The sequence below is a fragment of the Campylobacter sp. US50a genome (genome assembly GCF_004379015.1).
Lineage (GTDB): Bacteria > Campylobacterota > Campylobacteria > Campylobacterales > Campylobacteraceae > Campylobacter_D > Campylobacter_D jejuni.
In genome coordinates this window covers 69,731-96,624 of sequence record NZ_RYYJ01000003.1, presented here as the reverse complement: position 1 = coordinate 96,624, position 26,894 = coordinate 69,731, and the positions used below count along the sequence as shown (strand labels likewise).

The following is a 26,894-nucleotide window of genomic DNA, read 5'->3' as shown; positions in this document are numbered from 1 at the left end:
TTATTTTAAATCGCCCCAATTTTTGGCAATACTTGAGCTTGTTTTTAATTTTACTTTTAATTTTACTATATTTTCCATAATATCTCTAGTTTTTTTTACAAAATTTTCACATAAATCATCTTTTACTTCAAAAATTAATTCATCATGAATTTGTAAAATAAGCTTTTTGTCTTCATTTAATTCTTTATCGATTTCTAACATAGCAAGTTTAATTACATCTGCTGCTGAGCCTTGTAAGATTGAATTAATACTTTCTCTTTCATACATGGCAATTTGCATAGGTTTTGCATTTTCAAAATCAAAATAACGCTTGCGACTGTTTAAAGTAGTGATAAAACCATTTTGTTTAGCTTCGTTTTTAACTGTTTCAAAATATTTTTTAATGCTAGTAAAATTTTCAAAATATTTTTCTATATAAGATTTGGCTAAATGAGCTTCTATTTTTAAATTTTGACTTAAAGTTTTATAGCCCATGCCATAAATAAGTCCAAAATTTATACTTTTTGCAACACTTCTGGTTTCATAATTGCTTTCTCCAAAAATCATTATAGCTGTTCTTGCGTGTATATCTTCATCGTTAGCAAAAGCATTTAAAAGTTTTTCATCTTCGCTAAAATGTGCAAGCATTCTCAGTTCGATTTGAGAATAATCAAGAGAGATAAAACTAAATCCATCTTTAGCTACAAAGCAAGATTTATAATCTTTTGCGTATTGTCCGTGTGCAGGAATATTTTGCAAATTTGGATCTTTAGATGAAAGGCGACCCGTTGCAGTTCCAGTTTGTAAAAAACTTGAGTAAATGCGTGAATTTTCATCTTTTAACGCTAGTTTTAACAAAGGTTCGCAATAAGTGGAATAAAGTTTGGCAAGTTCTCTATAATCTAAAATTTTGGCAATTACAGGATGTTTATCTAAAAGTGCATTTAAAACTTTTTCATCGGTAGAATATCCTGTTTTTCCTTTTTTTCCACTTGGAAGTTTAAGTTTTTCAAAAAGTATATCACCTACTTGTTTAGGTGAGTTTAGGTTAAATCTATCCTCACAAAGAGTATAAATTTCTTCACTTAAATTTTTGATTTCATTTTCAAATTTTTTCATAAGGGCTTCAAGTGCATTTGTATCAAGCTTTATGCCATTTTCTTCCATCATCATAATGATTTTAATGAAATCAAATTCACAGTTTTTAGCAAGTTCTAATAAAGGAGTTTCAAGATTTTTTAAAAAATAAAGATAAAATCTTAACGTGATATAAGCATCTTCTGCGGCGTATTTGCAAGCTTTTTCAAGTTCTACACTTGCAAAATTTTCTCCTTTTTTAACAAGGCTTTCAAAATGTAAGGTTTCATAATTAAAAAGTCTTAAGGCTAAATCATCCATATTTACTCTTAAAGAAGGATTTTTAAGCCATGCTAAAATCATTGTATCTGCGTATTTTTGAGGTAAATTTAATCCAAAATTGTTTTGAATGATTTTAAAATCATATTTGAGATTGTGTCCTATAACAAAATGATTAAAGATTAGCTCTATAGCTTTTTTGGCACTTTGCAATGAAATTTGCTCACCTACTCCAAGATAGTTATGAGTTAAAGGCACGTAAAAAGCTTCATTTTCACTCATGCAAAAACTAAAACCAACAATTTTTGCTTCTTTTGTATCAAGTCCTGTGGTTTCGGTATCAAAAGCAATAATACTTTCTTTATCAAGGGTATTTAAAATTTCAAAAAGTTTGTTTTCATCTTGTATTAAAGTGGCTTTAAAACCTAAATTTTTATCTTTATTATCAGGATTTTGACGCAGTTTTTTAAGTAAAGTATTAAGTTCGTAATGTTCTAAAATTTCAAGTATTTTTAAAAGAGGTTCTTCATTAGGATAAGTTGCTTTTTCTATAAGATCTTGCACTTCTAAATTTTCATACAAAGAGGCTAATTTTTTGCTTAAAAATGCATTTTCCTTACCCTCTAAAAGCAAGTTACGACTTCTTTCATTGCGTATTAGAGTTAAATTTCCATAAATTCCTTCTATGCTACCAAATTCATCAAGTAAGGTTTTAGCCCCTTTTGCACCTATACCTTTAACGCCTGGAATATTATCAGAACTATCTCCGCAAAGAGCTAAAAAATCTCTGATTTGATGAGGTTTTACTCCGTATTTTTCTAAACACGCTGCTTCATCATAGTCGTTTTTAGAAATAGGGCTATAAATGCTCGTTTTGCCATCTTTTATGAGCTGATAAAGATCTTTATCTTGAGTGATAATGCGTACAAAAATATCCCTATCTTCACAAGTTTTTACAAAAGAAGCGATGATATCATCGGCTTCATAACCTTCCCTAGAAACGCTTATAAAACCCATTTTTTCTATCATCTCTATGCAAATTGGAATTTGTTCTAGAAGTTCAGGTGGTGGTGCAGTGCGATTTTGTTTATAGTTTGGATCAATTTCGCTACGAAAAGTTTTTCCTTTGGAGTCTAATGCAAAAACAATATAATCACTTTTATGTTCATTTTTTAAGCTATAAATAAAATTTGCAAAACCGCTAATCATTCCACTAGCTTGTCCTTGTGAATTTTTAAAACCTTTTAATGCGTAGTAAAGTCTGAAAAAAAATCCAAAAGTATCGATAATAGTTAAAGTTTTCATAATAATTTCTTCTTTTGATAAAATATATTTTTAAGTTGTATTATTTCAAAATTTTGCTTAAAATGTCTACAATTTAAGATCTTTAAGCAAAAACACTGCAATTTTTAGCCATAATTACAAATTATTTATAAAAAAATATATTAAAATATAAGGATAATGTAATGACAAATCAGCAAATTGATGGAATTGCGGATAAGAATTTTAACACACCTGAAGGTAGGAAAGTTTTTAAAAAGGCAGTTTTTTCTTGCTGGTTGGGAACTGCTATGGAATATGCAGATTTTGCACTTTATGGTTTAGCAGCTGCAACAATTTTTCAGAAGTGTTTTTTCCTGAGCAAACTCCAGTAATTGCACTTTTGCTTAGTTTTGTAACTTATGGCATAGGTTTTATTGCAAGACCTATTGGGGCTTTGTTTTTTGGCTATTTAGGCGATAAACATGGAAGAAAAAATGTTATGATGGCTACAATAGCTTTAATGGGAATTTCAACTACTCTTATAGGTTTTATCCCAAGCTATGCAGTAATTGGTGTTTGGGCGCCTATTTGTTTGGTTATATTACGTTTTATGCAGGGTTTTGGTGCAGGAGCTGAACTTTCAGGTGGAACAGTTATGCTTGGAGAATATGCTCCTAGCAAGAGAAGAGGGCTTGTTTCTTCTGTGATTGCTTTAGGATCAAATAGCGGAACTTTGCTTGCGTCTTTTGTATGGCTTTTGATGGTACAAATGGATGAAGCAAGTTTTAAAGAATGGGGTTGGAGAGTTCCTTTTATGGGAAGTATTTTAATCGCTCTTTTTGCTGTATATATTCGTTTTCATGTCAAAGAAACCCCTGTTTTTGAAAAGCAAAAAAATGAAATGATGAAATTGCGTCTTAATAACGAAAAGCATATAAAAAAAAGATGAAAGAAGTTTTTGGCAAAGAAGTCGTGCTTTTTGGACTATGGTGGGTTTAAGAATAGGCGAAAATGGACATTCTTATCTTGCGCAAGGTTTTATTGTAGGTTATGTGACTAAAATTTTACTTTTAGACAAATCAGTTGCTACTACAGCGGTAATGATAGCTTCATTGGTAGGGTTTTTAGTTATTCCTTTGGCGGGTTATTTAAGTGATAAATTTGGAAGACGTATTACTTATAGAATGTTTTGTTTGCTTTTAATGATTTATGCTTTTCCTGCTTTTATACTTTTAGATAGTAAAAATGAAATTATTGTGATTTTAACTATTATTGTAGGTATGTCTTTAGCATCTTTAGGGATTTTTGGTGTGCAAGCGGCTTGGGGTGTGGAGCTTTTTGGGGTAAAAAACCGTTATACAAAAATGGCTTTTGCTAAGGAGCTAGGTTCTATTCTTTCAGGAGGAACAGCGCCTATGGTGGCTTCTGCTTTACTTGCGTATTATGGCACTTGGTGGCCTATTGCAACATATTTTGTATTAACTGCAAGTATAGGTTTTGTGACTACATTTTTTGCGCCAGAAACTAGAGGTAGAGATTTAAATAAAATAGAAGATGCGATATGAGACTTATTTTAGACACGGACATAGGCAATGCTATTGCAGGAGCAAATACTGATGATGGTTTAGCACTTGCTTTGATTTTGTCATCTAAAGAAATCAAACTTGAAATGCTAAGCACAGTTTGCGGTAATGTTCCAAGCTTTGTTGCCTATAGTGTGGCTAAGGATTTATTTAAACGTTTAAATTTAAATATCCCCGTTTATTTGGGAGCGAATGAAGCCTTAAAAGAATCAAGTAAAGCTTGGCGTCAAAGACTTGATGAAAGTGTAAAAAATTTTAAACTTGAATATCTTTGGGAAAATATAAAAAGTCCTGAAATTTTAGAAAATATAAATCCTGATGCGATTTTTAAAATGGGTGAGTTAGTGAGTAAAAATCCTAAAGAAATTTCTATTTGTGCGATAGGACCTTTGACAAATATTGCTATGGCTATGAAAATTTTTAAAGATTTTGATATAAATCTTAAAGAGCTTTTTATTATGGGAGGCAGTTTTGATATGCCTTATTACACTAAAGATACAAATTTTGGTTTTGATCCTGAGGCGGCTAGTATAGTGCTAAATTCAAGAGCTAAAATTACACTCGTACCTTATAATGCAACCATGCAGACTTTATTAACACACGAGGATTTAAAAGAGTTGCAAGGTAAGAATATTTTATGTGATTTTATCGTCGAAACTTTAGGTGTTTGGATTGATTATGCCTCTAAAACACGTGGTACAAAGGGAACTTGGATACATGACGCTTTAACGATAGCTTACGCATTAGATTCTAGTATTGCAGATTTTGATGAGTGTTATGCTGATGTTATTTGCGATAGTTCTTTGGCAAGAGGTATGAGTTGGCGTTGTTTTAAAGAACCAAAAATGAGTATGGGGGTGGATTTAAGCACTAAAAATTGTGTTAAAATTTTAAAAAATGTTAATAATGCAAAGCTTTTAGAGTTGATAAAAATGAGGCTTTTAAAAGGAGTTTGCTATGAAAATTATGAAAGCATAACGACTTAATTTTCCAAGTAAGATAAAAAATATAGTTTTTAAAAAAGAATATTTTGCAAAACCAAGTCCCAAGGCAAAAAGATCTCCTACTAAAGGCAAAAAAGTAAAAAAAGCAAATATACTTCCAAATTTAGCAAAATTAGCATTGAAATTTTCTAATTTTTTCAAGGATTTGCTAAAGTATTTTTCTAAAATTTTTTCTTTTCCAAAATACGCTAAAGCATAAGTACTTAAACTTCCTAAGGTATTACCCAAAGTGGCTACGATAAGTACCAAATTTGGATTAAAATCAAGTTTTATAAAGCCTAAAACAAAGGCTTCACTTGCTAAGGGTAATAGTGTGCTTGAAAGAAAACACACTATAAAAAGTCCTAAATAACTTATATCACTATATAAAAAATCAAACATTAAAACTCTTTTTTACGCATTAAAATAAACAAAATAAAAAGATGGATAGGAAATAAAAAAGATTTGATAATTTCAAAATACAAATTTAAATTTCCAAGATCTAATCTTAAAAAAATAGCACCTACAATGATAAAAATAAAATAAATTTTGAAAAGATGGCTTTGAAAAAATTTATCTAAAAGAAATATATAAATAAAAGAAAGAATAAAAGCTAAATAAATGAAAAATTGCCATAAGTTAGCGTTTTCTAGATGAAAATACATATCAATACAACAAACAAACATTATATAAATAAAACAAAAAGCCAAAGGAAATATCAATTTTTCTTTTCTAAAAAGAAAAAAATAAAATAAATGTATAAAACAAAATAAAATTAGCAGTAAAAAAGTTAAAATAGAATTTAAAAAATGCAAATTTTCTCTTAGATAAAGCTTTTGATCGGCTAAATTTAGCATTTGAAGGTTTTGCGGTGGTAATTCATAAAGGCTATAATCAATGGTTAAATAGTGATTAAAAACAAAAACTAAGGTGATTTGACTTAGGCTTAAAAAGATAACAAATAAAATACTATAGTTAATTATTTTCTTTTTCATTGGATAAAAGCTTTAAATTTGGGATAAATTTGATATTTTGGTTTTTACTAAGTGCGAAAGCAAATAGGGCGTAATAAATGACAAACAATAAACCTGTAAAGAAAAAAAACATAAACAAAGTTATGGCTAAAGCAAGTGAAGGCTTGCTATGAATTAAAAAAAACATAAATATAAAAACAATTATCAAAATCATACTTTTAAAAATAAAACATAAGAGAAAATAAATTTGATTTTCACATAAAGCTCTTAGTGTTTTAAAAAATATAAAAGTACAAAAAATGGCTACTATAAGACATAAAAAAGAAAAGCTATATAGAGCAATACGCGATATCTGACTGAGAGGATAAGAAGCACTCATAATAAGAATTAAGTTAAACAAAGTGATAAATTGAGTGCTTGCACCTATAAAAAAACTTATCAACAAAACTTTACTTTTACTTGTAAAATAAAGTTTTAAAATCATAATTGAATAAGAAATTAAAAAAATCACACAAAAAATTATAGTTAGAATGTTAGCGATAGAATCAAAATTATACAATTTTAAATCATAGATAAAATCAAGAACGATAGGTAAAAAATAAAAACAAATTGAAAGTAAAAAACTTATAAAAACTATCCAAGCAAACTTTTTAACGCTTTTAAAATCATTTTGTCTTCGAATTTCAAACATTTGATGAAAGTTTAAATTTGACACTTTTCTTCTTTAAAATATTTCAATCTAGCTTTTTTAAAATTTTATACCTTTCAAAGGCATAAGCAAAACTCAAAAAATGCAAAGTAAGGAAAAGAAATAAAAGGCTTGATTTATAGACAGATATAAAAGATAAAAATGCCAAAAGCATGCACAAAAATGCAAATAAAAAAGACATTTTCACTTCTTTAAAAAGCAAAGCAAGGGTAAGTGAAAATAAAAAATAAAAAACGAAAAATAAAGCTAAAAGCCCTAAAAATAAAATTTTATTTTCCAAAAGAAAAAAAGATGCACCAAGGTTTATAATGGCAAGCAAAAAATAAATTAAAATCTTATTAGAAGAAAATAAAAAATGAATTCTGACCACCATAAAAATAAAAGCAAGAACTATGTAAATACAAGAAAAGAAGCATAAAAATATACCGCCAATATAAAGAATTTCGTTCCCAGCTTCATATGAACTTGTCACCCCTTCATAAGAAAAAAAGTAATAAAAATTATATAAAGCACAGAAAAATATATAAACACTTAATCTTTTAATCTTAAAAAATGCAATTTTTTGTTCGTGTGTCATTTCAATTTCTTGCGTTTTTAAGCTCTAGATCTAAATAATATCCTGTATAGGATTTTGTTTTCTTATGCTCTTTAGCGACTTTTTCCACGCTTCCTGTGCTTATAACTTTTCCACCTTTAACTCCGCCTTCAGGCCCCATATCGATGATATAATCAGCATTTTTAATCACATCTAAATTATGTTCTATTACAAAAACCGAATTTTTAAGATCAACCAAATGTTGTAAAACTAAGATGAGTTTATTGACATCTTCAAAATGTAGTCCTGTTGTAGGTTCATCAAGTATATAAAGAGTTTTTCCTATATCGCTACGGCTTAGTTCTTTAGCAAGTTTGATTCTTTGTGCTTCACCCCCGCTTAAGGTGGTGGCATTTTGTCCTAGGGTTAGATAGTCTAAGCCCACTTTTACTAGAGTGTCTAATTTTTGTTTGATTTTAGGAACGGCTGTAAAAAATTCACTCGCTTCTAAAACACTCATATTTAAAATTTCGCTGATATTTTTACCCTTATATTTGATTTCTAGCGTGGCATCATTGTAGCGTTTGCCCTGACAAGTATCGCAAACTACCATAACATCAGGTAAAAAATGCATTTCTATTTTGATTTCTCCATCTCCACTACATTTCTCACATCTTCCACCCTTGACATTAAAAGAAAAGCGTCCGGCTTTATAACCACGCATTTTGGCTTCTTTAGTGGCGGCAAAAAGATTTCTGATTTCATCCATAGCGCCTGTATAGGTGGCAGGATTTGAACGTGGTGTGCGCCCAATTGGGCTTTGATCAAGATAAATGACTTTATCAAGTTTTTCAAGTCCTTCTATTTGCACTCCACCAAGTTTTTTAACTTTTTTCGCACGGTTTAATTCCTCTTGCGCAAAAGGAAGTAGGGTTTGAAGTATCAAAGAACTTTTTCCAGAACCTGAAACTCCCGTTATAGCGACTAAATTTTGCAAAGGAAATTTTACGCTTAAATCTTGGATATTGTTAATATTTACATTTTTAAGCTCTAGCCATTCTTTTTGCTCTCTATTTTTAAGCTGTGAAATTCGCTTTTTACCATTCATATAAAGTGCAGTTTCGCTTTTGCTTTTTAAAAGTTCTTTATAAGTTCCACTAAATACAACCTCACCCCCAAATTTTCCTGCTTTTGGACCAATATCTACAATAAAATCTGCTTCTTCTATAGTCATTTTATCATGTTCTACGACAATTAGGGTATTGCCCTTTTGTTGTAAATTTCTTAAAGTTTTAATCAGTTTTGCAGTATCTCTTTCATGAAGTCCTATGCTAGGCTCATCTAAGACATACATCACTCCGCTTAAACCACTGCCAATTTGTGAAGCTATGCGGATTCTTTGTGCTTCACCCCCACTAATCGTTCTTGCATCGCGCCCTAAGGAAAGATAGCCTAGCCCCACATCATACAAGAAAAACAATCTTTCGTTGATTTCTTTTAGGATAGGTTTAGAAATAAGTTTTTGTTGCTCGCTTAAATAAGAAAAATTTTTCTCATCTGCAAAAAAGGCCGTACTATCTTCTATGCTCATATCTAAAATTTCACCCAAGCCTTTTTTGGCTACTTTCACGGCTAAACTTTCGGGTTTTAAACGATGCCCACCGCAGTCTTTGCAAATTTTTTCACTCATATATTCGGCTAAATCTTTTTCATCTTTTAGCATTTCATAAGCCATTTTAACCACGCCTTCAAAAGTGCGTTTTAGACGATTTCTTTTCCAAAGAAATTCTATAGTTTTGGCATTACCATACAATACAAGGCGTTTTTGTTCTTCGCTTAATTGCATAAAAGGTATTTTGATAGGAATTTCATTTTGTTCGCAAAAGGCGATTAGGAATTTATAATAATAACTTTTATTAAAACCATACATGATTTTAACAGCACCGTTTTCGAGACTTAAATTTTCATCGATGATTTTTTTCATATCTAAAGTATAACGAATTCCAAGTCCATCGCAAGCTTCACATGCTCCTTTTGGAGAATTAAAAGAAAAGCTTAAAGGCTCGAGTGGAACAAAAGAAATTTTACAATCAAAACAAGCGCAGTGCTCGCTAAAATGATAGTGTTTATTAAGATTTATTTCTTCGTGATTTAAAACTTCTATTTCTATTTCTCCAAAGCTTTCTTGTAAGCCTTTTTCTATATCGCTTGCAAGGCGAGAGAGTAAATCTTCTTGAATTTCAAGCCTATCTATGACAAGTTTAATGGTGTGTTTTTTGGTTTTAGCCAGTTCAATTTCTTCATCAAGCCTTACTAAAACTCCATCAATTTGAGCTCTTACATAGCCTTTGTTACGTAAATTTTCAAGTAAATCTGAATAAGTTCCTTTTTTTTCTCGTATGAGTGGAGCGTAGATAATGATTTTTGCACCTTTTGGAAATTTTAAAATTTCACTGACTATATCACTTGCACTCATAGATGAGATTTTTTGTCCACATTGATGACAATGTTGAATGCCAACTCTTGCATATAAAAGTCTTAGATAATCATAAATTTCAGTGATGGTTCCTACAGTAGAGCGTGGATTTTTAGAAGTAGTTTTTTGATCTATAGCAATGGCTGGAGTTAAACCTTCGATTTTATCGACATCAGGTTTGCCTACCTTATCTAAAAATTGTCTGGCATAAGCACTTAAACTTTCTATATAACGGCGTTGTCCTTCAGCATAAAGAGTGCCAAAAGCAAGGGTTGATTTTCCACTTCCACTCAGTCCTGTAAAAACAATGAGTTTGTTTTTGGGAATTTCAAGGTGGATATTTTTTAGGTTATTTTCTCTTGCACCAATGATTTTGATGGTATCGTTCATAGTCTTTCCTAAACATTAAAATAAATTTAAGATTTTAGCATAATAATATTAAAAGAACTTGGATAAATCCAAGTTAAAAATTTATAAGATTTAGCTTATTAAGCAAAGAGTGGGTGGTTCCAAGTATTGATAAGGCATATACGCAAAGTAAAATTTTTCTATGAGCTGAAATATGCATTTTTTCTATGATTTTAATTCCTATAAAAACTCCAACCATAGAAGCTATACCTACTAGTATTCCTTTATGAATAACTTCAGAGTCTATAACTCCAGAATTTGAAAAAGATATAACACCAGAGACTGAAGCAAAAATAACAAAAAACAAGGATAAGGAAACAACTTTTTTACTATCATAGCCTAAAAAATAAGCTAAAATTGGAGCAATTAAAAGTCCACCACCAATTCCCAAAGAAATAGCAAAAATACCAGTAAAAGCTCCAGCAATAAATAAAATGACATTCTTTACCCAAACGCTTCTTTGAATTTGCACAATGTTTTCTTTAATTCCAAAAGCATATTTGATAAAAAATATACAACTTACCGTCAAAAATACGCTAGTAAGAGCTACATCGCTTAAAGCTTTTAAAAGCATTCCGCTAAAGCTTGCCCCTATGAGCCCTCCAAAACCTATCATAACACCATCTTTAAGATTTAGATTTTTTTTCTTATAATTAATATAAGAGCCAAAAACTGCTGCAAAAATCATTTGCAATACTGAAATTCCGATAGCATGGTGAGCACTTGCTCCAAGTGCGAACATAGAAGGAACGATAATCATACCTCCACCAATACCAAAAAGTCCAGAAGCAATACCTGAAATGATTCCTATAATTAGATAAGGTAAATCTGTGATTTCCATAGCTTTTCCTAAAAAATATTAAATATTTCAAATACGGAATAATTTTATCTTACTAAGCTAAGTATTATCTTAGTTTTTTATAAAAATAGAATATTTTTTTGGTAATTTTAAGCATTGTAAAAATGTTTCAAAATATTATAAAATATTAAAGATTTTATAATATTTATTTTAAATTTAAAGCAAAATTTATATTTATTGATTAAAATTAACTTAGACTTTAAAAATTTTCATAAAAGTCTTAATTTTTGAAATATTTTATAAGAAAGGTAAAAGATGAGTGAAAATGATTTTTTTGGTAATTCTTTGATTTTAAAACTTACACACACTCTTCGCTCTTGGCGTTTCTAAACTTCTTTTTATCTAAATTTTTTCTTTAGTATTATTTTTATTTATTTTATTTTTTTAAAAAAGGCCTATTATGTTTGTTAAAAATGTAAATTTTTATTACAGACAAATCCTTGAAAAATTTGAAAATTCTTATTTTGCAGAGGATTTGACTAAGGTAATTATAGGGATTGATTGTGATTATTTAGATGCTAATGAATTATCATTTAGCGAGTTTAAGGCAAAATATTATGAAGCTTTAAGTAAGAATAAAATTTGCGACTTTGCTGGATTTTTTGGAGTTTTTAGTGCGAATTTTGTATCTTTGTTTGAAAAAATTCCACTTTCTTCTAAGAAAAATTATGATTTTCCTTTATTTTTATTTGCCAATGCTAAAGCTTATTTGATTTATGAGAAAAATAGCAAAATGTTTTTTAAATTTGGTGCTTCAAAATATTTTGAATATTTAAAAGATGATATTGAACCAATGAAAAAGAAACAAAAAAATGATTTTGAAATTTTAAACTCTTTAGAAGATGAAAAAAATGATTTTTTAAAAATATGTGAAAAAGCTAAAGAATATCTTTTAAGTGGAGATATTTTTCAAGTGGTCTTAAGTAAGCAACTTTGTATCAAGCATCAAGTAAATGCTTTTGATTATTATGAGAGTTTAAGTGTTTTAAATCCAAGCGCTTATATGTTTTATTTTCCAAGTAAATATGGTGTTGTTTTGGGTTCTTCTCCAGAGTTTTTATTAAAAATTAAAAAAAGAGAGATTTATTTAGCCCCTATTGCTGGAACTAGAAATTTGGAAAATAACTGCGATCTTTTGGCTTTAGAAAAAAATCTTTTAAGTGATGAAAAAGAACTTAGTGAACATAAGATGCTTGTAGATTTAGCAAGAAATGATGCTTCTAAATTTGGCACTCAAACAAGAGTGGAAAATCTTTTTTCTATTATTAAAAATAAATTTGTAATGCATATAGTGAGTGAAGTGTATGCCAATATGAAAGAAGATGCGAGTATTTTCGATGCGATTGAAGCAGTTTTTCCAGCGGGAACTTTAAGTGGAGCTCCTAAAATAAGAGCTTTAGAGATCATTAGTGAGCTTGAAGATTGTGATCGTGGAGTTTATGGTGGTGCGGTAGGATTTTTAAATTTCAATGAAGATATAACTTTAGCGATTTTAATCCGTTGCGCTTTTTTTACTCAAGATAAGGCTTATTTGGCAAGTGGGGCGGGTATTGTTTTGCAAAGTGAGAGTCAAAAAGAATATGCAGAAATTTGTGCTAAACGCAAGGCACTTTTGGTAGCTTTTGAAAAATTAAAAAAGGAAAATCAATGATACTTTTAATTGATAATTATGATTCTTTTGTTTTTAATGTTAAAAGCATGTTAGAACAACTCAGCAATGATGAAATTTTAGTAAGAAGAAATGATGAAATTTCTCTGAGTGAAATTAAAAATTTAAATCCTACTCATATTATTTTAAGTCCTGGTCCAAAGCATCCAAGTCAAAGTGGGATTTGTCTTGAAATTTTTAAAGCAAGGCTTAATATCCCTGTTTTGGGCATTTGTTTAGGACATCAAGCTTTAGCTTTAGCTTTTGATTCTTTAGTGGTTAAGATGCAAGAGCCTATGCATGCAAAAAATTCTTTGATAAAACAATGCAAGGAAAATGAATTATTTTCTAATTTGCCTTCAAATTTTAGCGTGATGCGTTATCATTCTTTAGAGGTTAAACAGCTTAGTGATGAGCTTGAAATTTTAGCCCTTGATGAAAAGGGTGTGATTATGGCTTTGGGACATAAAAATTTACCTTATTATGGTGTGCAATTTCATCCTGAAAGCTATTTTAGTGAATATGGCTTACAGCTTTTTTCTAATTTTTTAAAACAAGATATAAAAAAATCACAAAAACAAGAAAATCCTTTAAGTTTTTATTTGCAAAAAATGAGTGAAAATCATTTTTTACAAAGCGATGATTTTGAGCAAATTTGTAAGATTATTATGTCTAAAGATTATGAAATTTTGCAAGTGGTGGCTTTGTTGATTTTAATCACGGAAAAGTCTTTAAACGAAAAATCTTTAAGTGCTTTTGTAAGACAAATTTTAAGATATTCTCAAACTTTTAGTGATGAGAGTGAGATGATTGATATTTGTGGAACGGGTGGAGATGGTTTTAAAAGTATCAATGTTTCTACGACTAGTGCTTTTATTTTAGCAGCTTTAGGAGTAAAAGTAGCCAAACACGGAAATCGTGCCATTTCAAGTTCTAGTGGAAGTACAGATGTGTTAGAAGCTTTAAATATACCTACTCCAAATACTTTAGAATTAGCTTTAAAACAACTAAACAATCAAGGGCTTAGTTTTTTACATGCTCCATTTTTCCATCCTTTAGTAGGAGAACTTAAAGAGATTAGATCAAGGCTTGGAGTAAGAACGGTTTTTAATGTTTTAGGTCCTTTATTGCACCCTAATTTAAAGTTAAAATATCAACTTATGGGAAATTATCACGCACCTGTGCATAGGCTTTTGATAGAGGTTTTAAAAAATTTAGGACGCAAAAAAGCTTTAGTGGTAAGAGGAAATGATGGTATGGATGAGCTTAGTATTTGCGATGAAAGTAAAATTTATGAGCTTTGTGAAGGAGAAATTTTAGAGTATTCTATCTGTCCTGAACAATTTGGTTTTAAAAGAGCTTTTCATAGTGAAATCATAGGGTCTAGTGCATATGAAAACGCTAAGGATTTAAAAGATATTTTAAGTGGTAAAATGCAAGGGGCAAAATTTGATTTAGTAGTTTTAAATGCTATGTTTGCACTTTATACAGCCAATAAAGCAAGTTCGCCTTTAGTGGCTAAAGATATGATTTTAGAAGTCATTTATTCAGGTAAAGTTATAGAGTATTTTAAGGAGTATCAAGCTTATGCTAAAGCTTAAAATTTGTGGCATTAAAGATGAAAAAAATGCTAAAGATTTAGCTTTTTTAAATATTGATTTTTTTGGACTTATTTTTGCTAAAAGTCCAAGAAGAGTGAGTTTAAATCAAGCAAGAAATTTAAGTGCAATTTTTCATGAGAAAGATAAAAAAGTTGTTGGTGTTTTTGTAGATGAAAATTTGGAACAAATTTTAAGATGTATTAAAGAAGTTAAGCTTGATGGGATGCAAATTTATCGCACTATTACCAAAGAAGAATTTAAAATTTTAAAGGTGCAAAATGTTTTTGTTTGGCAGGTGATAAGTGTGGAAAATAGTTTAGATTTAAAAAGTGAAATTTTTGCTGATTTAGTGCTTTTTGATGCTAAGGGAATTTTAAAGGGCGGTAATGGAATAAGTTTTAATTGGACTTTATTAAGTTCTTATACTAAAGATTTTGCATTAGCTGGAGGCATAGGTTTGGATAATATTCATAAGGCTGTAAAAACAGGAGCTAAAATTTTAGATCTTAATTCAAAACTTGAAGATGAAAAAGGCTTAAAAGATATCAACAAAATAAAACAAATTTTAAAGGAGCTGAAAAAATGAAAAAAGCGTATTATGGGGATTTTGGTGGGCAGTTTTTGCCTGAAAGTGCAATGTTTGCTTTAAATGAGCTAGAAAGTGCTTTTTTGAAATTTTCTAAAGATAAACTCTTTAAAAAAGAATTAAACGATCTTTTAAAAACTTATGTGGGGCGTCCTACTCCGCTTTATTTTGCTAGAAATTTAAGCAAAAAATATCAGCATGAAATTTATTTAAAACGCGAGGATTTAAATCATACTGGAGCACATAAAATCAATAATGCTATCGCTCAAGCCCTTTTAGCAAAAAAAATGGGAAAGAAAAAAATCATAGCAGAAACAGGAGCAGGTCAACACGGGCTTGCAACAGCCACTGCAGCAGCACTTTTAGGACTTGAATGTGAAATTTATATGGGGGCAACCGATGTGCAAAGACAGGCTTTAAATGTTTATAAAATGGAGCTTTTGGGTGCTAAAATTCATGCAGTACAAAGTGGGCTTAAAACTCTAAAAGAAGCTACTACTGCAGCTATTCAAGCTTGGGTTGGAGATATTAAAAATATTTTTTATGTGGTTGGAAGTGCGGTAGGTCCTTATCCTTATCCTAAAATGGTAACCCATTTTCAAAGCATTATAGGAAAAGAATGCAAAATGCAACTTCAAAAACTCAAAAAAAAAGTAGATTATATTATCGCAGCTGTTGGGGGTGGAAGCAATGCAGCTGGGATTTTTTATGATTTTATCAAAGATGAAAATGTTAAACTTATAGGTATTGAAGCAGGGGGGCTTGGCATTGATACGCCTTATCATGCAGCGACTTTAAATAAGGGAAAAACAGGCATTATTCACGGTATGAAAACCAAGGTTTTACAAGATGATTTAGGCAATATCTTGCCTATACATAGTGTTTCTGCAGGGCTTGATTATCCAGGAATTGGGCCTTTGCATGCTTTTTTATTTGAAAGTAAAAGAGCACAATATCATGCTATAAGTGATGAAGAATGTATGCAAGCTTTAAAATTACTTTGCAAAGAAGAAGGTATTATTGCAGCGATTGAAAGTTCGCATGCTTTAGCGTTTTTAGAAAAACTTTGTCCAACTTTAAAAAAGAAAAGCGTGATAGTAGTAAATCTTTCAGGCAGGGGAGATAAAGATATGCAAATGATTAGAGATTATAAAAAAGGGGTGATTTATGGTTGATTTTAGAAAATTTTATAAAGAAAATGCAAATGTGGCTTATACGGTTTTAGGTTATCCAAATCTTCAAACAAGCGAAGCTTTTTTGCAAAGATTAGATCAAAGCCCTATTGATATTTTAGAACTTGGTGTTGCTTATAGTGATCCTATTGCCGATGGTGAGATTATTGCAGATGCGGCAAAAATAGCTCTTAATCAAGGCGTGGATATTCATAGTGTTTTTGAGCTTTTAGCTAGGATAAAAACTAAAAAAGCTTTGGTTTTTATGGTTTATTATAATTTAATTTTTTCTTATGGCTTGGAAAAATTTGTGAAAAAAGCAAAATCTTTAGGGATTTGTGCTTTGATTGTGCCTGAATTGAGTTTTGAAGAAAGTGATGATTTAATTAAAGAGTGTGAAAGATATAATATAGCTTTAATCACACTTGTAAGCGTTACAACCCCTAAAGAAAGGGTTAAAAAATTAGTAAAACATGCTAAAGGTTTTATTTATTTATTAGCAAGCATAGGTATTACAGGTACGAAAAGTGTCGAAGAAGCAATCTTGCAAGATAAAGTAAAAGAAATCAGATTTTTTACAAATTTGCCTATTTTTGTAGGTTTTGGCATTCAAAATAATCAAGATGTAAAAAGAATGAGAAAAGTTGCTGATGGAGTGATTGTGGGAACTAGCATAGTAAAGTGTTTTAAACAAGGAAATTTGGATATAATAATGAAAGATATTGAAGAAATTTTCAAAAAATAAAATTTTAAAACATATTTTTATTTTATATTTACTATAATTTTAAATTAAGTTTTTTATAAAGGTGGTAGCTATGTTAAAAATTCTTGAGTATTCCATCACTCATTTTTGCGAGCATATCTTAAGACTTCGCATTGAAGCAGCTCAAGATATAAGCGGTGAACTTTATGGAGCGAGTATTCCTATCATGGGCAAAAGCGAAGGAGAATGTAATTTTTATTTATTTTTTCCAAAAGAATTTTTAAAAAAAATTGCAGAAATTTTAATTAATGATGAAAAATTTAAAGAAGATGACTGGTGCGATTTAACTAAAGAATGCGCCAATCAGATTATAGGTTATGCTAAAAATTTGTTAAATGATGCCAAGGGTGATGACGAGTATAAACTCGGAATTCCGGAATATTTAGGAAAAGTTGATTTTTCTGAAATAGTTCTAGATGAAGCTTTAACTTATAAATTTGAAAATTGTTATTTTAGAATAGGATATTGCAAATAATGAGCGATGATATAGAGTTTAATATTCATCATGGGCTTTTACAATCTTATGAAGATATCTTAGATATTACAGTAGATTTTGTAAGCGAGCTTGGAACTACAAATATGAGTGTAGCGGAGCTTTTAAAACTTGAAGTAGGCTCGGTTATTGATCTTGAAAAGCCTGCTGGAGAAAGCGTTGAGCTTTATATCAATAAAAGAATTTTTGGCAAAGGCGAGGTTATGGTTTATGAAAAAAATCTCGCTATAAGAATTAATGAAATTTTGGATTCTAAGACTGTGCTTCAATACTTTAAAAAAGAAATTTAAATGAGATTGCTAGTATTATTTTTTTTAATTTTACCTTTATATAGTGTTGAGTTGATTGGTTATAATATCTACGATAGAAATGACCGAGTAGATTTAATGCTTTCTTTTGATAATACTTATAATGGCAAGATTTCTCAAAAAAAAGAAAAAAATTTAACTCTTTTAACTTTTAGTGATTTAACGTATTCTAAAGATGAATTAAAAGAACTTAACTCTCAACTTGTAGATAAAATTAGTATTAGTTCTAAAAATAATAATACCTATATTATGCTACAAAATAAACAAAATATTAATTTAGAACTTAGCTCTATCAATGATAAATTTGGAGTAAGAATACGAGCTATAGAGCAAGGGAAAGCAAATATCGAATCTGTACCTACAACTACTGCGAATAATTCTCAAGAATTAATGCCTAAACCAAAAAGTACAAGTTTAGAAGGGTATGATTATACGAATTATATCTTGGTAATGCTGATTTTAGTTATTTTGTTAATAGTGCTTTGGTGGTTTAAAAAGACTATGGTTTATAAAAATAACAATGTTTCTAGAGATTTTACTATGATTTTCCAAAGATTTTTAGATAAAAATAATCAACTTGTTGTTTTTGATCACGCTAATAAACGTTATACAATGATAATAGGTAATTCCAATGTGCTTTTAGAAAGTGTTGAAATTCCAGAGGAACAAACAATAAAACATACAGAAAAAACAGAGAAAAATTTTGATTCTTTTTTTGAAGAGAATAAAAAAAGAATTCAAAATCTTATAGAGCAGCGTCAAAAAGGTAAAAAATCTTAAATTTTTTGATTGATTGCTAATGCTATGGTAGCTGGTTTTGCAATTTTTTTGAGCTCATCTTTGGGTAAATTAAGAATTTTGTTTTCTTGATATATATAAAGAGTATTGTTTGCAAAAGCAAAATCAATCTTATCTTCATTTGTGCTTAAAGTTTTAGCTAGGCACAAAATAAAATTAAGCCATGAAATGGTATGAATATTGGGTAAAAGTTGTTTATAGGGTTCAAGATTATAAGGATTAACTTTTTTTCCATTAAGCTTAATAATGCTAGCAATTAAAGCTTTTTCTTTATGTGAAAATCCATAATTTAATCCACCTAGTACAAAATGAGCAGAGTGTTCATTAGCAAAATAGAAATTTAAATATTCTCCAATATGGCATAATTTAGCAGCATTTAGTAAAGTATGCTTATAGTTATCGTTAAGTTTATGAAGATTTTTAAGGGTTGTAAAAATTTGCAGAGCAAAATGTGGAGTTTTATTTTTTTGTTTTGATTGTAAAAATTTATCTTGTAAACATTTTAAACTGGGATTGAAATTTGGTGGAAAAGTGATTTTAGGACGAAGCAAATCTTGTAAATAAACTCCTTCTCTGATTCCAACCCCACTCGTGATAACTTGTTTGGCTTTTATTTTTTCCGCAATCTTTAAAAAAATAAATATACCCTCTTTAATGGTATCAAAACGATCCTTTTTTATGCCAAAATTGATTAAAGAGTCTAAGTGTGAATTAAAAATTTTTAAAATATGTCCTTTTTCTTCATCTAGCATATAGCGAAAATCATGTAAATTTTTCAGTGGATAGGAATTTTTTTGCATAATGGAATTAGATATTGCTCTTAAGCTTCCACCTATTGCAATAAGGTTTTGATTGCAAAATTCTTTAGGAATTTGTTCTAAAATTGGTTTTATAAATTCTTCTAAAGAATCCATTTTTCCAGTATCATAGAACAATTCTTTTAGCCTAACAGTGCCAATATCAAGAGATATACAAGAAATAATTCTATTATTTTTTATTAAACACAATTCACTAGAACCACCACCTATGTCTAAAGTGGTTCCATCCTTAAAAGGACTTAATAAATTTAAAGCCGCAAGACCACCTAAGTAACTTTCGCTTTTTCCATCTATACAGCGTATATTTAAAGACAGATTATCTTTGATTCTTTTAATGAAATTTTTTGAATTTGGGGCATCTCTTAAGGCCGATGTGCCTACTATAAATATTTTTTTGCACTTATGCTTTAAAGCACATTGTTTGAAAAAAGCTAAGGCATCTTCGGCTCTTTGCATGGCTTCTTCTTGGAGAATTTTGCCATTATTATAAGCATTTTCTCCAAGTCTTACTTTGCGTTTGTATTCGCAAGTTGTATAAAAACCATATCTAGAAGTTTTTTCAAAAATCACCATTCTAATGGAGTTTGAGCCAAGATCAACAACGGCTGTTTTTTTTGCCATTAAAATTCTCTATCTCTATGTTTGAGTTTTAATTCTTCTATAGTTTCTACATTATCAGGATCAGGAATGATACATTCATATGGGCAAGCAACAATACAGGCAGGCTCTGAAAAATCATTAACGCACTCTGAACAAAGATCAGGGTCTATTACATAAATTGGACTATTTTCATAAATAGCTTCATCAGGACATTCTTCTCTGCAAGCATCACAACATACGCAGTCTTTTGTAATTAAAAGAGACATCATAACCTTTCAAAAATTTAAAAAATAATTTTAGTTTATACAATAACAAAACTTAAATAAAATATAAAAATAGAAATAAAGATAAATTTTTTGCACCGAAGGTGCAAAATTGTTAAGATTTTTTAGGGAAGCAGAAACGGTATCCTCTACGACGAACTGTTTCTATGGTAGATATGTTTAACGGTTTATCCATTTTTTGACGAATTTGATTGATAGCTACTTCGATAACATTTGGAGTTACTAACTCAGGTTCTTCCCAGATAGCATCTAAAAGTTGTTCTTTGGATACAATTTGATCCGAATGTCTTGCTAAGTGCGTTAAAACTTCAAAAGGTTTTCCTTTAAGTTCTATATCTTGACCTTTATAAGTAATTTTTTCCTCATCTGGATCAATAACTAAGTCTTCAATTTTAATAACATTGGTTCCGCCAAGTCTTAGTCTTGCTTCAATTCTTGCGAGTAGAATATCAAAATCTAAAGGTTTTTTAACAAAATCATCAGCTCCAGCTTTCAAAGCTTTGATTTCTGTTTCTTTGTCTGTTTTTGAAGACATAATCATAACTGAAGTTCTTGGAGATTTATGCTTAATAGTGTTAACAAGTTCAGCTCCATCTCCATCAGGTAAAGTCCAGTTTGCTAAAACTAAATCATAATGTCTAATGCCGATAAAGTATTCTCCATCTTTAAAATTTTCAGAAGAATCGGTTTGATAACCAAATTCATTAAGATTGTCTATAATTGTTTTATTTAGGCTAATCTCATCTTCTATAACTAAAATTCTCATTTGTTCTATCCTTATTAAGAAAAATTTAAAGAATTATATCATAGTTTAAGTAAATGTTTAGATATCTTTAAAAAAAAATTAATATTTTTTTTTCAATTTAACCCCAACTGTAGCATTTTTTATTATATGGGGTTTGAAAATTTTTATGTTAAGATTGGTTAAATTAGGAAAATCTTTTTTTAAATTTAAGCTTACAAAGTCTAAAGACTCTTCAAGGGTGTAAAATTCTTCTTTTTTATACCATTTTTTAATTTTGGTAATTACCTCTGCATAATTTAAAAATTCATTTGCTTTAGCTTTAAGCTTGATAATAATTTTTTGTTTTTTCCTTCTTTCGAAATCTAATATACCGATGATACACTTAAAGTGAAATTTTATTTTTATATGACTTTGCATTCTTCTTTAAAAATCAATCTTTTAATATTAGGTAGATGTTTATATACTATAATAAAAGCGATAATGAAAACGGGTGCATGTGTATGAATTTCTAAGTCATAATTAAATATAAAAGAACTTGCAACAAAAGCAAGTAACGCTGCTAAAGAAGCTAGCGAAGATATTTTGAAAATTTTTCCAATAACTGCCCACACAATAAATGCTGTAAGCACTTCCAATGGAAGCAAAACTATCATAGCACCTGCTCCTGTTGCTATGCCTTTCCCTCCTTCAAATAACAAGTAAATTGAAAAACAGTGTCCAAAAATAGCCAAAACTGCCACGCTCCAAAGCAAAGCTTGATCATAATGAAGAAATTTTAAGATTAGTAAAGGAATAGCTGCTTTTGCAAAATCTAAAATTATTGTAGCAATGGCAAGTTTTTTTGCTAGTTTGGGATTTTTTTCTTTTACTACTCTTAAAACATTGGTTGCCCCTATACTTTTTGAACCTTCTTTTTTGATATCAGTTTTAGCAAAAAATTTAGCTAGGATTAGCCCAAAAGGGATTGAACCTAAAAGATATATAAAAGCGTAAATTATTAAATTTTCCATAATATCCTTTTCAAATCATCTTAAAATTTTAAGATTTATAACTAAAAATTATATCTTATGAAAATAAATAAACAAAAAATAATTTTTAAGATAAAAATAGTATTAATTAATTATAAATATTTTTTAATAATATTTATTTTTATTTAAGCTCTAAATGATTATTATTTTATTTTAATTTATCTTTAATAGGAGTTTGTAAATGAAAGTAAAATCATTGCTAATCGCATCCTTAGTTGCTTTTTCAAGCTTAAATGCTGCAAGTCTTATAGATGAAGCTAAAAATTCAGGTCTTGTTGCCTTACCAAAAGATCAAAAAGGCGTTGATGAAATTTTAAAACAAAATGGAGTAAAGGCTAGTGAATTTACTCTTGAAAAAGCAGAGCTTGGTAAAAAGCTTTATTTTGAACCACGCCTTTCAAAAAGTGGTATCATTTCTTGTAATACCTGTCATAATGTAGGACTTGGTGGAACAGATGGAGTCAGTACTGCAATAGGTCATAAATGGACAGCAAATCCTCATCATTTAAATTCACCAACAGTTTATAATGCAGTTTTAAATAATACTCAATTTTGGGATGGTCGTGCAGGAACATTAGCCGATCAAGCTAAAGGTCCAATCCAAGCTGATCCTGAAATGGCAACTCCTGCTAAACTTGCAGTAGAAAAAATTTCATCTTTGCCTGAATACGTTAGTGAGTTTAAAAAAATCTATGGTAAAAGCGGTGTAAATTTTGACAATATTGCTGATGCAATTGCAAATTTTGAAAGAACTTTGATCACTCCATCTCGTTTTGATAAATTTTTAGAAGGCGATGAAAAAGCTTTAACAAAAGAAGAACAAAAAGGCTTAAAGCTTTTTATAGACAAGGGTTGTGTAGCTTGTCATAATGGTGTGAATTTAGGTGGCAATATGCAAGCGTTTGAAGTTGCTGGTAAATATAAATTTGCAAATTTAGGTGATTTTAAAGGTGATGCAAATGGCATGGTAAAAACTCCAACTTTAAGAAATGTTGCTGAAACTGCTCCATATTTTCATAATGGCGCTATTTGGAATCTAAAAGATGCTATTAAGGAAATGGGTAGTGTGCAACTTGGCATTAAAATTTCTGATAAAGAAGCAAAAAGTATTGAAACTTTCTTAAAATCTTTAACAGGAACAAAACCAGCAATTGTTTATCCACAACTTCCTATTTCTACTGAAAAAACTCCTAAACCTGAACTATAAGGTTCCAAACAAGCTCTATTTTTAGAGCTTGTTTAAATTTCTTTATCTTAGCTTTGTTATAATTGTCTTTAAATTTTGCTAGAAAGGTTTGCAATGAAACTTTTTGGAACCGATGGAGTTCGTGGAAAAGCGGGTGAATTTTTAGATAGTTTTTTGGCTATGCGTTTAGCAATGGCTGCGGGTATTTATTTTAAAGATAAAAGTATTACTAATAATATCTTAGTAGGAAAAGATACAAGAAGAAGCGGCTATATGATAGAAAATGCTATTGTTTCAGGGCTTACTTCTATAGGATATAATGTTATACAAATTGGTCCTATGCCAACTCCTGCGATTGCATTCTTAACTGAAGATATGCGTTGTGATGCAGGGATTATGATTTCAGCTTCTCACAATCCTTATTATGATAATGGTATTAAATTTTTTGATGCTCATGGAAATAAACTCAGTGAAGATATAGAGAAAAGAATAGAAGAAATTTATTTTGATGATAAGCTTATACAAGCCTCTAAGGTGGATATGGAAAAAATTGGTCAAGCAAAAAGAATTGATGATGTTATAGGAAGGTATATTGTTTCTATTAAAAATTCTTTTCCAAAAGATCTTACTTTAAAGTCTTTGCGTGTGGTTTTAGATGTGGCTCATGGGGCAGCTTATAAGGTAGCACCTACTGTTTTTAAGGAATTAGGTGCTGAAGTTATAGTAATGAGCGATAAACCTAATGGACTTAATATCAATGAAAATTGTGGAGCTTTACATCCTGCAAATTTAGCTGCTGAGGTAAAGCGTTTGCGTGCAGATGTGGGCTTTGCTTTTGATGGTGATGCAGATCGTTTGGTGGTTGTAGATGAAAAAGGAGAAGTGGCTAATGGAGATAGTTTATTAGGGGTTTTAGCGCTTTATCTTAAAGAACAAGGTAAATTACAATCAAGTGTTGTGGCTACTATAATGAGTAATGGTGCTTTAAAAGAGTTTTTAAATAAACATGGCATAGAACTTGATACTTGTAATGTGGGCGATAAATATGTGCTTGAAAAATTAAAAGCTAATGGTGGAAATTTTGGCGGAGAGCAAAGCGGACATATTATTTTTAGCGATTATGCAAAAACTGGAGATGGTTTGATAGCTGCTTTGCAATTTAGCGCTTTAATGCTTTCTAAGAAAAAATCTGCAAGCTCTATTTTGAGTCAAGTCAAACCTTATCCTCAGCTTTTAATCAATCTTAAAATTGCAGAAAAAAAAGATTTAGATAAAATTAAAGGTTTAAAAGAATTAAAAAAAGATTTAGAAAATAAAAATATTAATACCTTATTTCGCTATTCTGGAACAGAAAATTTGATAAGACTTTTGCTAGAAGCTAAAGATATTAAGCTCTTAGAAAAAGAAATGAAAAATGTTGTGGAGTTTTTTAAGAAAGCTTTAAATGGCTAAAACTTTTAAATTTATTTTTTATTTTTGGGGTGCCTTTGTTTTGGTTTTTACTCTTGATCAATGGGTAAAATCCTTAACTTTAGCAGGACTTAGATGGCAGAGTGAATACTTAGATTTAACTTATGCTCTAAATACAGGCGTAGCTTTTTCAATGTTGAGTTTTTTAGAACATAATTTAAAATATTTACATCTTGTTTTAATTGGCGTGCTTTTTATTTATCTTTTTTGGCAAAAAACACTTTTAAAAACCCATAGTATAGCTTTTGGAATGATGCTTGGTGCTGGTGTTTCAAATTTATTGGATCGTTTTATACATGGAGGTGTAGTGGATATGTTTTTTTGGCATAAATGGTTTAATTTTGCTATTTTTAATGTTGCAGATGTCATGATAAATATAAGTGTGGCTTTGATTTTAATACAAGAAATATTTAAAAAAAGGAAAAAAGATGACAGAATGGATTAATGATTATTATTTTTGGATTAAATGGGTGCATTATTTGGCATTTGTTTCTTGGATGGCGGGTCTTTTTTATTTACCTCGTCTTTTTGTGTATCATGCTGAACATAAAGACAATAAAGGTTTTGTCGAGATTGTAAAAATTCAAGAAAGAAAACTTTATTTTTATATACAAACTCCTGCAATGATTGTGACTTTAATCACAGGAAGTTTAATGTTGCATGCTCATAAGGAAGTTTTAATGGTAGGTTCGGGTTTTATGCATGTTAAACTTACCTGTGTTACACTTTTGATTATTTTCCATATACATAATTATTATTGTTTAAAAGCTTTAGCAAATGATACTTCTGCTAAAAGTGGGAAATATTTTAGAATTTATAATGAATTCCCAACTATAATGTTTATTATTATCGCTTTAATGATGGTTGTTCGCCCCTTTTAGTTTGTCTCCGCTTTAAATTCCATACTAGCGGAGTTAAGCGGATCAATATTTTCTTTCATGATATCGATATAATCTTTATTTTTAAGACGCTTATCATCTCTAAATACTGCACGCACAAGATCCATTCCTGTGTAAAAATCTTTCATTAAAACCACAAAAAGATATTGACCAAATTCAGTTGCGATTAAAGCATTTTGATCTTTTATGATGGCACCACTTGTTTTAAGCCCTAAAAGTTCTATGAAAAGTTCTTTTTCGAGATTGCAATTTAGAGTTTTATTAAATTTATCAATTTCTATTTTCCCTGAAAAAATTTCAGTTAAAAAGACATATTTGATAATTTCTTTCTTATCAAAACAAGCTTTGGCTATATTAGCATTTTGTTTTTCTTGTATAAATTTAGCATAATCATTTAGATTAAATGCATTGATTAAAAGCTCCCCATCTAAAAAGCTAAAAGCCCCACTGCCCACTCCTAGGTATTCATGATGAGAACTGACATATTCGTCATTAAGCTTGTTTTTTTCTAAAGAAAAACTCCAACCATTGTTTTGGGTATAGTCTTTAAAAAATTCGCGTATGATTTGATAATAAGTAAATTCATTATCTTTAATGCTCACTCCTAGACTTTTAGCGATATTATCTTTGGTAAGATTTGATTTCATTAAAGGATAGGTTGTGATTTGTTGCGGGGCTAAATTTTTAGCAATTCCTAAGTCATTTAAAAGTTGTTTTTCGCTTTGTCCTGGAAGATTGAAAATAAGATCTATACTAAAAATAGGTAAAATTCCTAAAGCTTTTGAAATTTTTTCTTGAAGTTCTTTAGATGAACCAAATTTATTATATCTTGCCACTTTTTTTAAAGTTTCATCATCAAAACTTTGAATTCCGCAACTTAAACGATCAATTATACCTTTAAACATAAAAAGCTTATTTGGATCAATATGATTTGGATCACTTTCGCATGAAATTTCTTTTATATTAAATAATTTTTTACAAAGTTCTAAGGTTTTTAATAATTCCTCTTCGTTAATCAGTGTTGTACCACCACCCACATACATGGAAGTAAAATCAAAACCTTTATCTTTCATGATTTTAATTTCTTCTCTAAGATTTTGAAAATACACTTTGGCTAAATTTTCATCATAATAATATTTATGAAAGCTACAATAAGGACAAAAAGTATGGCAAAAAGGTACATGGGCATAAAGCATATAGCTTTTGTCTTGTTTTGGAATTTTTTCTTCGGGTTGTTTTAAAAGTTCGACATTGAAACCTTTTTGGAGGGATTTTTCCATCATAGTATGAGAGTATTTTAAAGCTAAATTTTGAAATAAATTCATAAGTGGCCTATATATTAAAATATTTAAGATATAACTTTATCAATT

At 29.6% G+C, this 26,894-nt stretch carries 26 protein-coding genes and 2 pseudogenes; 15 read left to right on the top strand and 13 right to left on the bottom strand.

The features are described from left to right. Positions 1-2,640 carry a DNA polymerase I gene (gene polA / locus ELQ11_RS03075; protein ID WP_072223988.1) on the bottom strand — a complete coding sequence of 880 codons (2,640 nt, stop codon included), beginning with the start codon at positions 2,638-2,640 and terminating at the stop codon, positions 1-3. A gap of 161 nt (positions 2,641-2,801) precedes the next feature. Between polA and ELQ11_RS03070 the strand changes: the two are divergent. Continuing rightward, positions 2,802-4,163 (top strand): annotated as a pseudogene (locus ELQ11_RS03070) (MFS transporter). Continuing rightward, entirely contained in the window at positions 4,160-5,167 is a 1,008-nt protein-coding gene (locus ELQ11_RS03065; RefSeq protein ID WP_072223986.1) for a nucleoside hydrolase, read from the top strand. The pseudogene ELQ11_RS03070 and the gene ELQ11_RS03065 overlap by 4 nt, the downstream one beginning before the upstream one ends. Here the strand turns inward: ELQ11_RS03065 and ELQ11_RS03060 are convergent. The 6 genes from ELQ11_RS03060 to ELQ11_RS03035 form a co-directional block, all read right to left on the bottom strand. After that, positions 5,123-5,566, bottom strand: a complete 444-nt coding sequence (locus tag ELQ11_RS03060; protein WP_002870753.1) for a YqaA family protein — start codon at positions 5,564-5,566, stop codon at positions 5,123-5,125. The two genes, ELQ11_RS03065 and ELQ11_RS03060, sit on opposite strands and share 45 nt — an antisense overlap. After that, entirely contained in the window at positions 5,566-6,159 is a 594-nt protein-coding gene (locus ELQ11_RS03055) for a hypothetical protein (protein ID WP_002870754.1), read from the bottom strand. The genes ELQ11_RS03060 and ELQ11_RS03055 overlap by 1 nt, the downstream gene beginning before the upstream one ends. Beyond that, complete coding sequence (locus ELQ11_RS03050) at positions 6,140-6,853, bottom strand: hypothetical protein (protein ID WP_002870755.1); 714 nt, start codon at positions 6,851-6,853, stop codon at positions 6,140-6,142. The genes ELQ11_RS03055 and ELQ11_RS03050 overlap by 20 nt, the downstream gene beginning before the upstream one ends. Positions 6,854-6,872: 19 nt before the next feature. Further along, positions 6,873-7,424 (bottom strand): hypothetical protein, encoded by a 552-nt coding sequence (locus ELQ11_RS03045; protein WP_072223985.1) that lies wholly within the window; start codon positions 7,422-7,424, stop codon positions 6,873-6,875. Between the two features lies 1 nt (position 7,425). Beyond that, the gene (gene uvrA, locus ELQ11_RS03040) at positions 7,426-10,248 is read right to left on the bottom strand and encodes an excinuclease ABC subunit UvrA (RefSeq protein ID WP_134225140.1); all 2,823 of its coding nucleotides are present in this window, start codon (positions 10,246-10,248) and stop codon (positions 7,426-7,428) included. A 73-nt stretch (positions 10,249-10,321) separates the two neighbouring features. Beyond that, positions 10,322-11,107: a sulfite exporter TauE/SafE family protein gene (locus ELQ11_RS03035; RefSeq protein ID WP_002870758.1), complete on the bottom strand. Its 786-nt coding sequence runs from the start codon at positions 11,105-11,107 to the stop codon at positions 10,322-10,324. 122 nt (positions 11,108-11,229) lie between these two features. On the opposite strand from ELQ11_RS03035, the pseudogene ELQ11_RS03030 reads away from it, so the two are divergent. The 9 genes and pseudogenes from ELQ11_RS03030 to ELQ11_RS02990 all read left to right on the top strand — a co-directional run bounded on the left by ELQ11_RS03030 (position 11,230) and on the right by ELQ11_RS02990 (position 18,476). After that, a pseudogene (locus ELQ11_RS03030) lies at positions 11,230-11,356 on the top strand (hypothetical protein). A 169-nt stretch (positions 11,357-11,525) separates the two neighbouring features. Beyond that, a complete protein-coding gene (locus ELQ11_RS03025) occupies positions 11,526-12,776 on the top strand; it encodes an anthranilate synthase component I family protein (protein ID WP_126264459.1) in 1,251 nt (416 codons plus the stop codon). Further along, the gene (gene trpD, locus ELQ11_RS03020; RefSeq protein ID WP_126264458.1) at positions 12,773-14,374 is read left to right on the top strand and encodes an anthranilate phosphoribosyltransferase; all 1,602 of its coding nucleotides are present in this window, start codon (positions 12,773-12,775) and stop codon (positions 14,372-14,374) included. Before ELQ11_RS03025 ends, trpD begins: the two co-directional genes overlap by 4 nt. After that, the gene (locus tag ELQ11_RS03015) at positions 14,361-14,960 is read left to right on the top strand and encodes an N-(5'-phosphoribosyl)anthranilate isomerase (RefSeq protein ID WP_002861117.1); all 600 of its coding nucleotides are present in this window, start codon (positions 14,361-14,363) and stop codon (positions 14,958-14,960) included. The genes trpD and ELQ11_RS03015 overlap by 14 nt, the downstream gene beginning before the upstream one ends. Continuing rightward, positions 14,957-16,135 carry a tryptophan synthase subunit beta gene (gene trpB / locus ELQ11_RS03010; protein WP_134225139.1) on the top strand — a complete coding sequence of 393 codons (1,179 nt, stop codon included), beginning with the start codon at positions 14,957-14,959 and terminating at the stop codon, positions 16,133-16,135. Before ELQ11_RS03015 ends, trpB begins: the two co-directional genes overlap by 4 nt. Next, on the top strand, positions 16,128-16,877 hold the full coding sequence (trpA, locus tag ELQ11_RS03005; RefSeq protein WP_002861119.1) for a tryptophan synthase subunit alpha: 750 nt from the start codon (positions 16,128-16,130) through the stop codon (positions 16,875-16,877). The genes trpB and trpA overlap by 8 nt, the downstream gene beginning before the upstream one ends. Positions 16,878-16,947: 70 nt before the next feature. Continuing rightward, on the top strand, positions 16,948-17,370 hold the full coding sequence (locus tag ELQ11_RS03000) for a chemotaxis protein CheX (protein ID WP_002854524.1): 423 nt from the start codon (positions 16,948-16,950) through the stop codon (positions 17,368-17,370). Beyond that, positions 17,370-17,678: a flagellar motor switch protein FliN gene (gene fliN / locus ELQ11_RS02995; protein ID WP_002824739.1), complete on the top strand. Its 309-nt coding sequence runs from the start codon at positions 17,370-17,372 to the stop codon at positions 17,676-17,678. Before ELQ11_RS03000 ends, fliN begins: the two co-directional genes overlap by 1 nt. Beyond that, positions 17,679-18,476, top strand: coding sequence for a hypothetical protein (locus ELQ11_RS02990; protein WP_126233527.1), 798 nt, complete (start codon positions 17,679-17,681; stop codon positions 18,474-18,476). It abuts the gene before it with no gap. Here ELQ11_RS02990 and ELQ11_RS02985 read toward each other — a convergent pair. From ELQ11_RS02985 to plsY, 5 genes are all read right to left on the bottom strand, one after another. Continuing rightward, entirely contained in the window at positions 18,473-19,933 is a 1,461-nt protein-coding gene (locus ELQ11_RS02985; RefSeq protein WP_126233526.1) for a Ppx/GppA phosphatase family protein, read from the bottom strand. The genes ELQ11_RS02990 and ELQ11_RS02985 overlap by 4 nt on opposite strands. Then, positions 19,933-20,178 (bottom strand): YfhL family 4Fe-4S dicluster ferredoxin, encoded by a 246-nt coding sequence (locus ELQ11_RS02980; protein WP_002854647.1) that lies wholly within the window; start codon positions 20,176-20,178, stop codon positions 19,933-19,935. The genes ELQ11_RS02985 and ELQ11_RS02980 overlap by 1 nt, the downstream gene beginning before the upstream one ends. A gap of 112 nt (positions 20,179-20,290) precedes the next feature. Next, positions 20,291-20,962 carry a homeostatic response regulator transcription factor HsrA gene (hsrA, locus tag ELQ11_RS02975; protein WP_002857553.1) on the bottom strand — a complete coding sequence of 224 codons (672 nt, stop codon included), beginning with the start codon at positions 20,960-20,962 and terminating at the stop codon, positions 20,291-20,293. A 78-nt stretch (positions 20,963-21,040) separates the two neighbouring features. After that, positions 21,041-21,358 carry a dihydroneopterin aldolase gene (locus ELQ11_RS02970; RefSeq protein WP_002857609.1) on the bottom strand — a complete coding sequence of 106 codons (318 nt, stop codon included), beginning with the start codon at positions 21,356-21,358 and terminating at the stop codon, positions 21,041-21,043. Then, positions 21,343-21,951: a glycerol-3-phosphate 1-O-acyltransferase PlsY gene (plsY, locus tag ELQ11_RS02965; protein WP_070252428.1), complete on the bottom strand. Its 609-nt coding sequence runs from the start codon at positions 21,949-21,951 to the stop codon at positions 21,343-21,345. Before plsY ends, ELQ11_RS02970 begins: the two co-directional genes overlap by 16 nt. Before the next feature lie 199 nt (positions 21,952-22,150). On the opposite strand from plsY, the gene ELQ11_RS02960 reads away from it, so the two are divergent. From ELQ11_RS02960 to hemJ, 4 genes are all read left to right on the top strand, one after another. Beyond that, complete coding sequence (locus tag ELQ11_RS02960) at positions 22,151-23,176, top strand: cytochrome-c peroxidase (protein WP_002870765.1); 1,026 nt, start codon at positions 22,151-22,153, stop codon at positions 23,174-23,176. A 93-nt stretch (positions 23,177-23,269) separates the two neighbouring features. Beyond that, entirely contained in the window at positions 23,270-24,607 is a 1,338-nt protein-coding gene (gene glmM, locus ELQ11_RS02955) for a phosphoglucosamine mutase (RefSeq protein ID WP_134225138.1), read from the top strand. Continuing rightward, on the top strand, positions 24,600-25,070 hold the full coding sequence (gene lspA / locus ELQ11_RS02950; RefSeq protein ID WP_052858530.1) for a signal peptidase II: 471 nt from the start codon (positions 24,600-24,602) through the stop codon (positions 25,068-25,070). Before glmM ends, lspA begins: the two co-directional genes overlap by 8 nt. After that, the gene (hemJ, locus tag ELQ11_RS02945) at positions 25,054-25,506 is read left to right on the top strand and encodes a protoporphyrinogen oxidase HemJ (protein ID WP_002861126.1); all 453 of its coding nucleotides are present in this window, start codon (positions 25,054-25,056) and stop codon (positions 25,504-25,506) included. The genes lspA and hemJ overlap by 17 nt, the downstream gene beginning before the upstream one ends. Here the strand turns inward: hemJ and ELQ11_RS02940 are convergent. Further along, entirely contained in the window at positions 25,503-26,849 is a 1,347-nt protein-coding gene (locus ELQ11_RS02940; protein WP_002861127.1) for a coproporphyrinogen III oxidase family protein, read from the bottom strand. The two genes, hemJ and ELQ11_RS02940, sit on opposite strands and share 4 nt — an antisense overlap. Positions 26,850-26,894: the final 45 nt, after the last annotated feature.

What these genes read in the sequence shown, in the direction of transcription:
- polA (WP_072223988.1), bottom strand. Translation starts at nt 2,640, where the DNA reads ATGAAAACTTTAACTATTATCGATACTTTTGGATTTTTTTTCAGACTT.
- ELQ11_RS03065 (WP_072223986.1), top strand. Translation starts at nt 4,160, where the DNA reads ATGAGACTTATTTTAGACACGGACATAGGCAATGCTATTGCAGGAGCA.
- ELQ11_RS03060 (WP_002870753.1), bottom strand. Translation starts at nt 5,566, where the DNA reads ATGTTTGATTTTTTATATAGTGATATAAGTTATTTAGGACTTTTTATA.
- ELQ11_RS03055 (WP_002870754.1), bottom strand. Translation starts at nt 6,159, where the DNA reads ATGAAAAAGAAAATAATTAACTATAGTATTTTATTTGTTATCTTTTTA.
- ELQ11_RS03045 (WP_072223985.1), bottom strand. Translation starts at nt 7,424, where the DNA reads ATGACACACGAACAAAAAATTGCATTTTTTAAGATTAAAAGATTAAGT.
- uvrA (WP_134225140.1), bottom strand. Translation starts at nt 10,248, where the DNA reads ATGAACGATACCATCAAAATCATTGGTGCAAGAGAAAATAACCTAAAA.
- ELQ11_RS03035 (WP_002870758.1), bottom strand. Translation starts at nt 11,107, where the DNA reads ATGGAAATCACAGATTTACCTTATCTAATTATAGGAATCATTTCAGGT.
- ELQ11_RS03025 (WP_126264459.1), top strand. Translation starts at nt 11,526, where the DNA reads ATGTTTGTTAAAAATGTAAATTTTTATTACAGACAAATCCTTGAAAAA.
- trpD (WP_126264458.1), top strand. Translation starts at nt 12,773, where the DNA reads ATGATACTTTTAATTGATAATTATGATTCTTTTGTTTTTAATGTTAAA.
- ELQ11_RS03015 (WP_002861117.1), top strand. Translation starts at nt 14,361, where the DNA reads ATGCTAAAGCTTAAAATTTGTGGCATTAAAGATGAAAAAAATGCTAAA.
- trpB (WP_134225139.1), top strand. Translation starts at nt 14,957, where the DNA reads ATGAAAAAAGCGTATTATGGGGATTTTGGTGGGCAGTTTTTGCCTGAA.
- trpA (WP_002861119.1), top strand. Translation starts at nt 16,128, where the DNA reads ATGGTTGATTTTAGAAAATTTTATAAAGAAAATGCAAATGTGGCTTAT.
- ELQ11_RS03000 (WP_002854524.1), top strand. Translation starts at nt 16,948, where the DNA reads ATGTTAAAAATTCTTGAGTATTCCATCACTCATTTTTGCGAGCATATC.
- fliN (WP_002824739.1), top strand. Translation starts at nt 17,370, where the DNA reads ATGAGCGATGATATAGAGTTTAATATTCATCATGGGCTTTTACAATCT.
- ELQ11_RS02990 (WP_126233527.1), top strand. Translation starts at nt 17,679, where the DNA reads ATGAGATTGCTAGTATTATTTTTTTTAATTTTACCTTTATATAGTGTT.
- ELQ11_RS02985 (WP_126233526.1), bottom strand. Translation starts at nt 19,933, where the DNA reads ATGGCAAAAAAAACAGCCGTTGTTGATCTTGGCTCAAACTCCATTAGA.
- ELQ11_RS02980 (WP_002854647.1), bottom strand. Translation starts at nt 20,178, where the DNA reads ATGTCTCTTTTAATTACAAAAGACTGCGTATGTTGTGATGCTTGCAGA.
- hsrA (WP_002857553.1), bottom strand. Translation starts at nt 20,962, where the DNA reads ATGAGAATTTTAGTTATAGAAGATGAGATTAGCCTAAATAAAACAATT.
- ELQ11_RS02970 (WP_002857609.1), bottom strand. Translation starts at nt 21,358, where the DNA reads ATGCAAAGTCATATAAAAATAAAATTTCACTTTAAGTGTATCATCGGT.
- plsY (WP_070252428.1), bottom strand. Translation starts at nt 21,951, where the DNA reads ATGGAAAATTTAATAATTTACGCTTTTATATATCTTTTAGGTTCAATC.
- ELQ11_RS02960 (WP_002870765.1), top strand. Translation starts at nt 22,151, where the DNA reads ATGAAAGTAAAATCATTGCTAATCGCATCCTTAGTTGCTTTTTCAAGC.
- glmM (WP_134225138.1), top strand. Translation starts at nt 23,270, where the DNA reads ATGAAACTTTTTGGAACCGATGGAGTTCGTGGAAAAGCGGGTGAATTT.
- lspA (WP_052858530.1), top strand. Translation starts at nt 24,600, where the DNA reads ATGGCTAAAACTTTTAAATTTATTTTTTATTTTTGGGGTGCCTTTGTT.
- hemJ (WP_002861126.1), top strand. Translation starts at nt 25,054, where the DNA reads ATGACAGAATGGATTAATGATTATTATTTTTGGATTAAATGGGTGCAT.
- ELQ11_RS02940 (WP_002861127.1), bottom strand. Translation starts at nt 26,849, where the DNA reads ATGAATTTATTTCAAAATTTAGCTTTAAAATACTCTCATACTATGATG.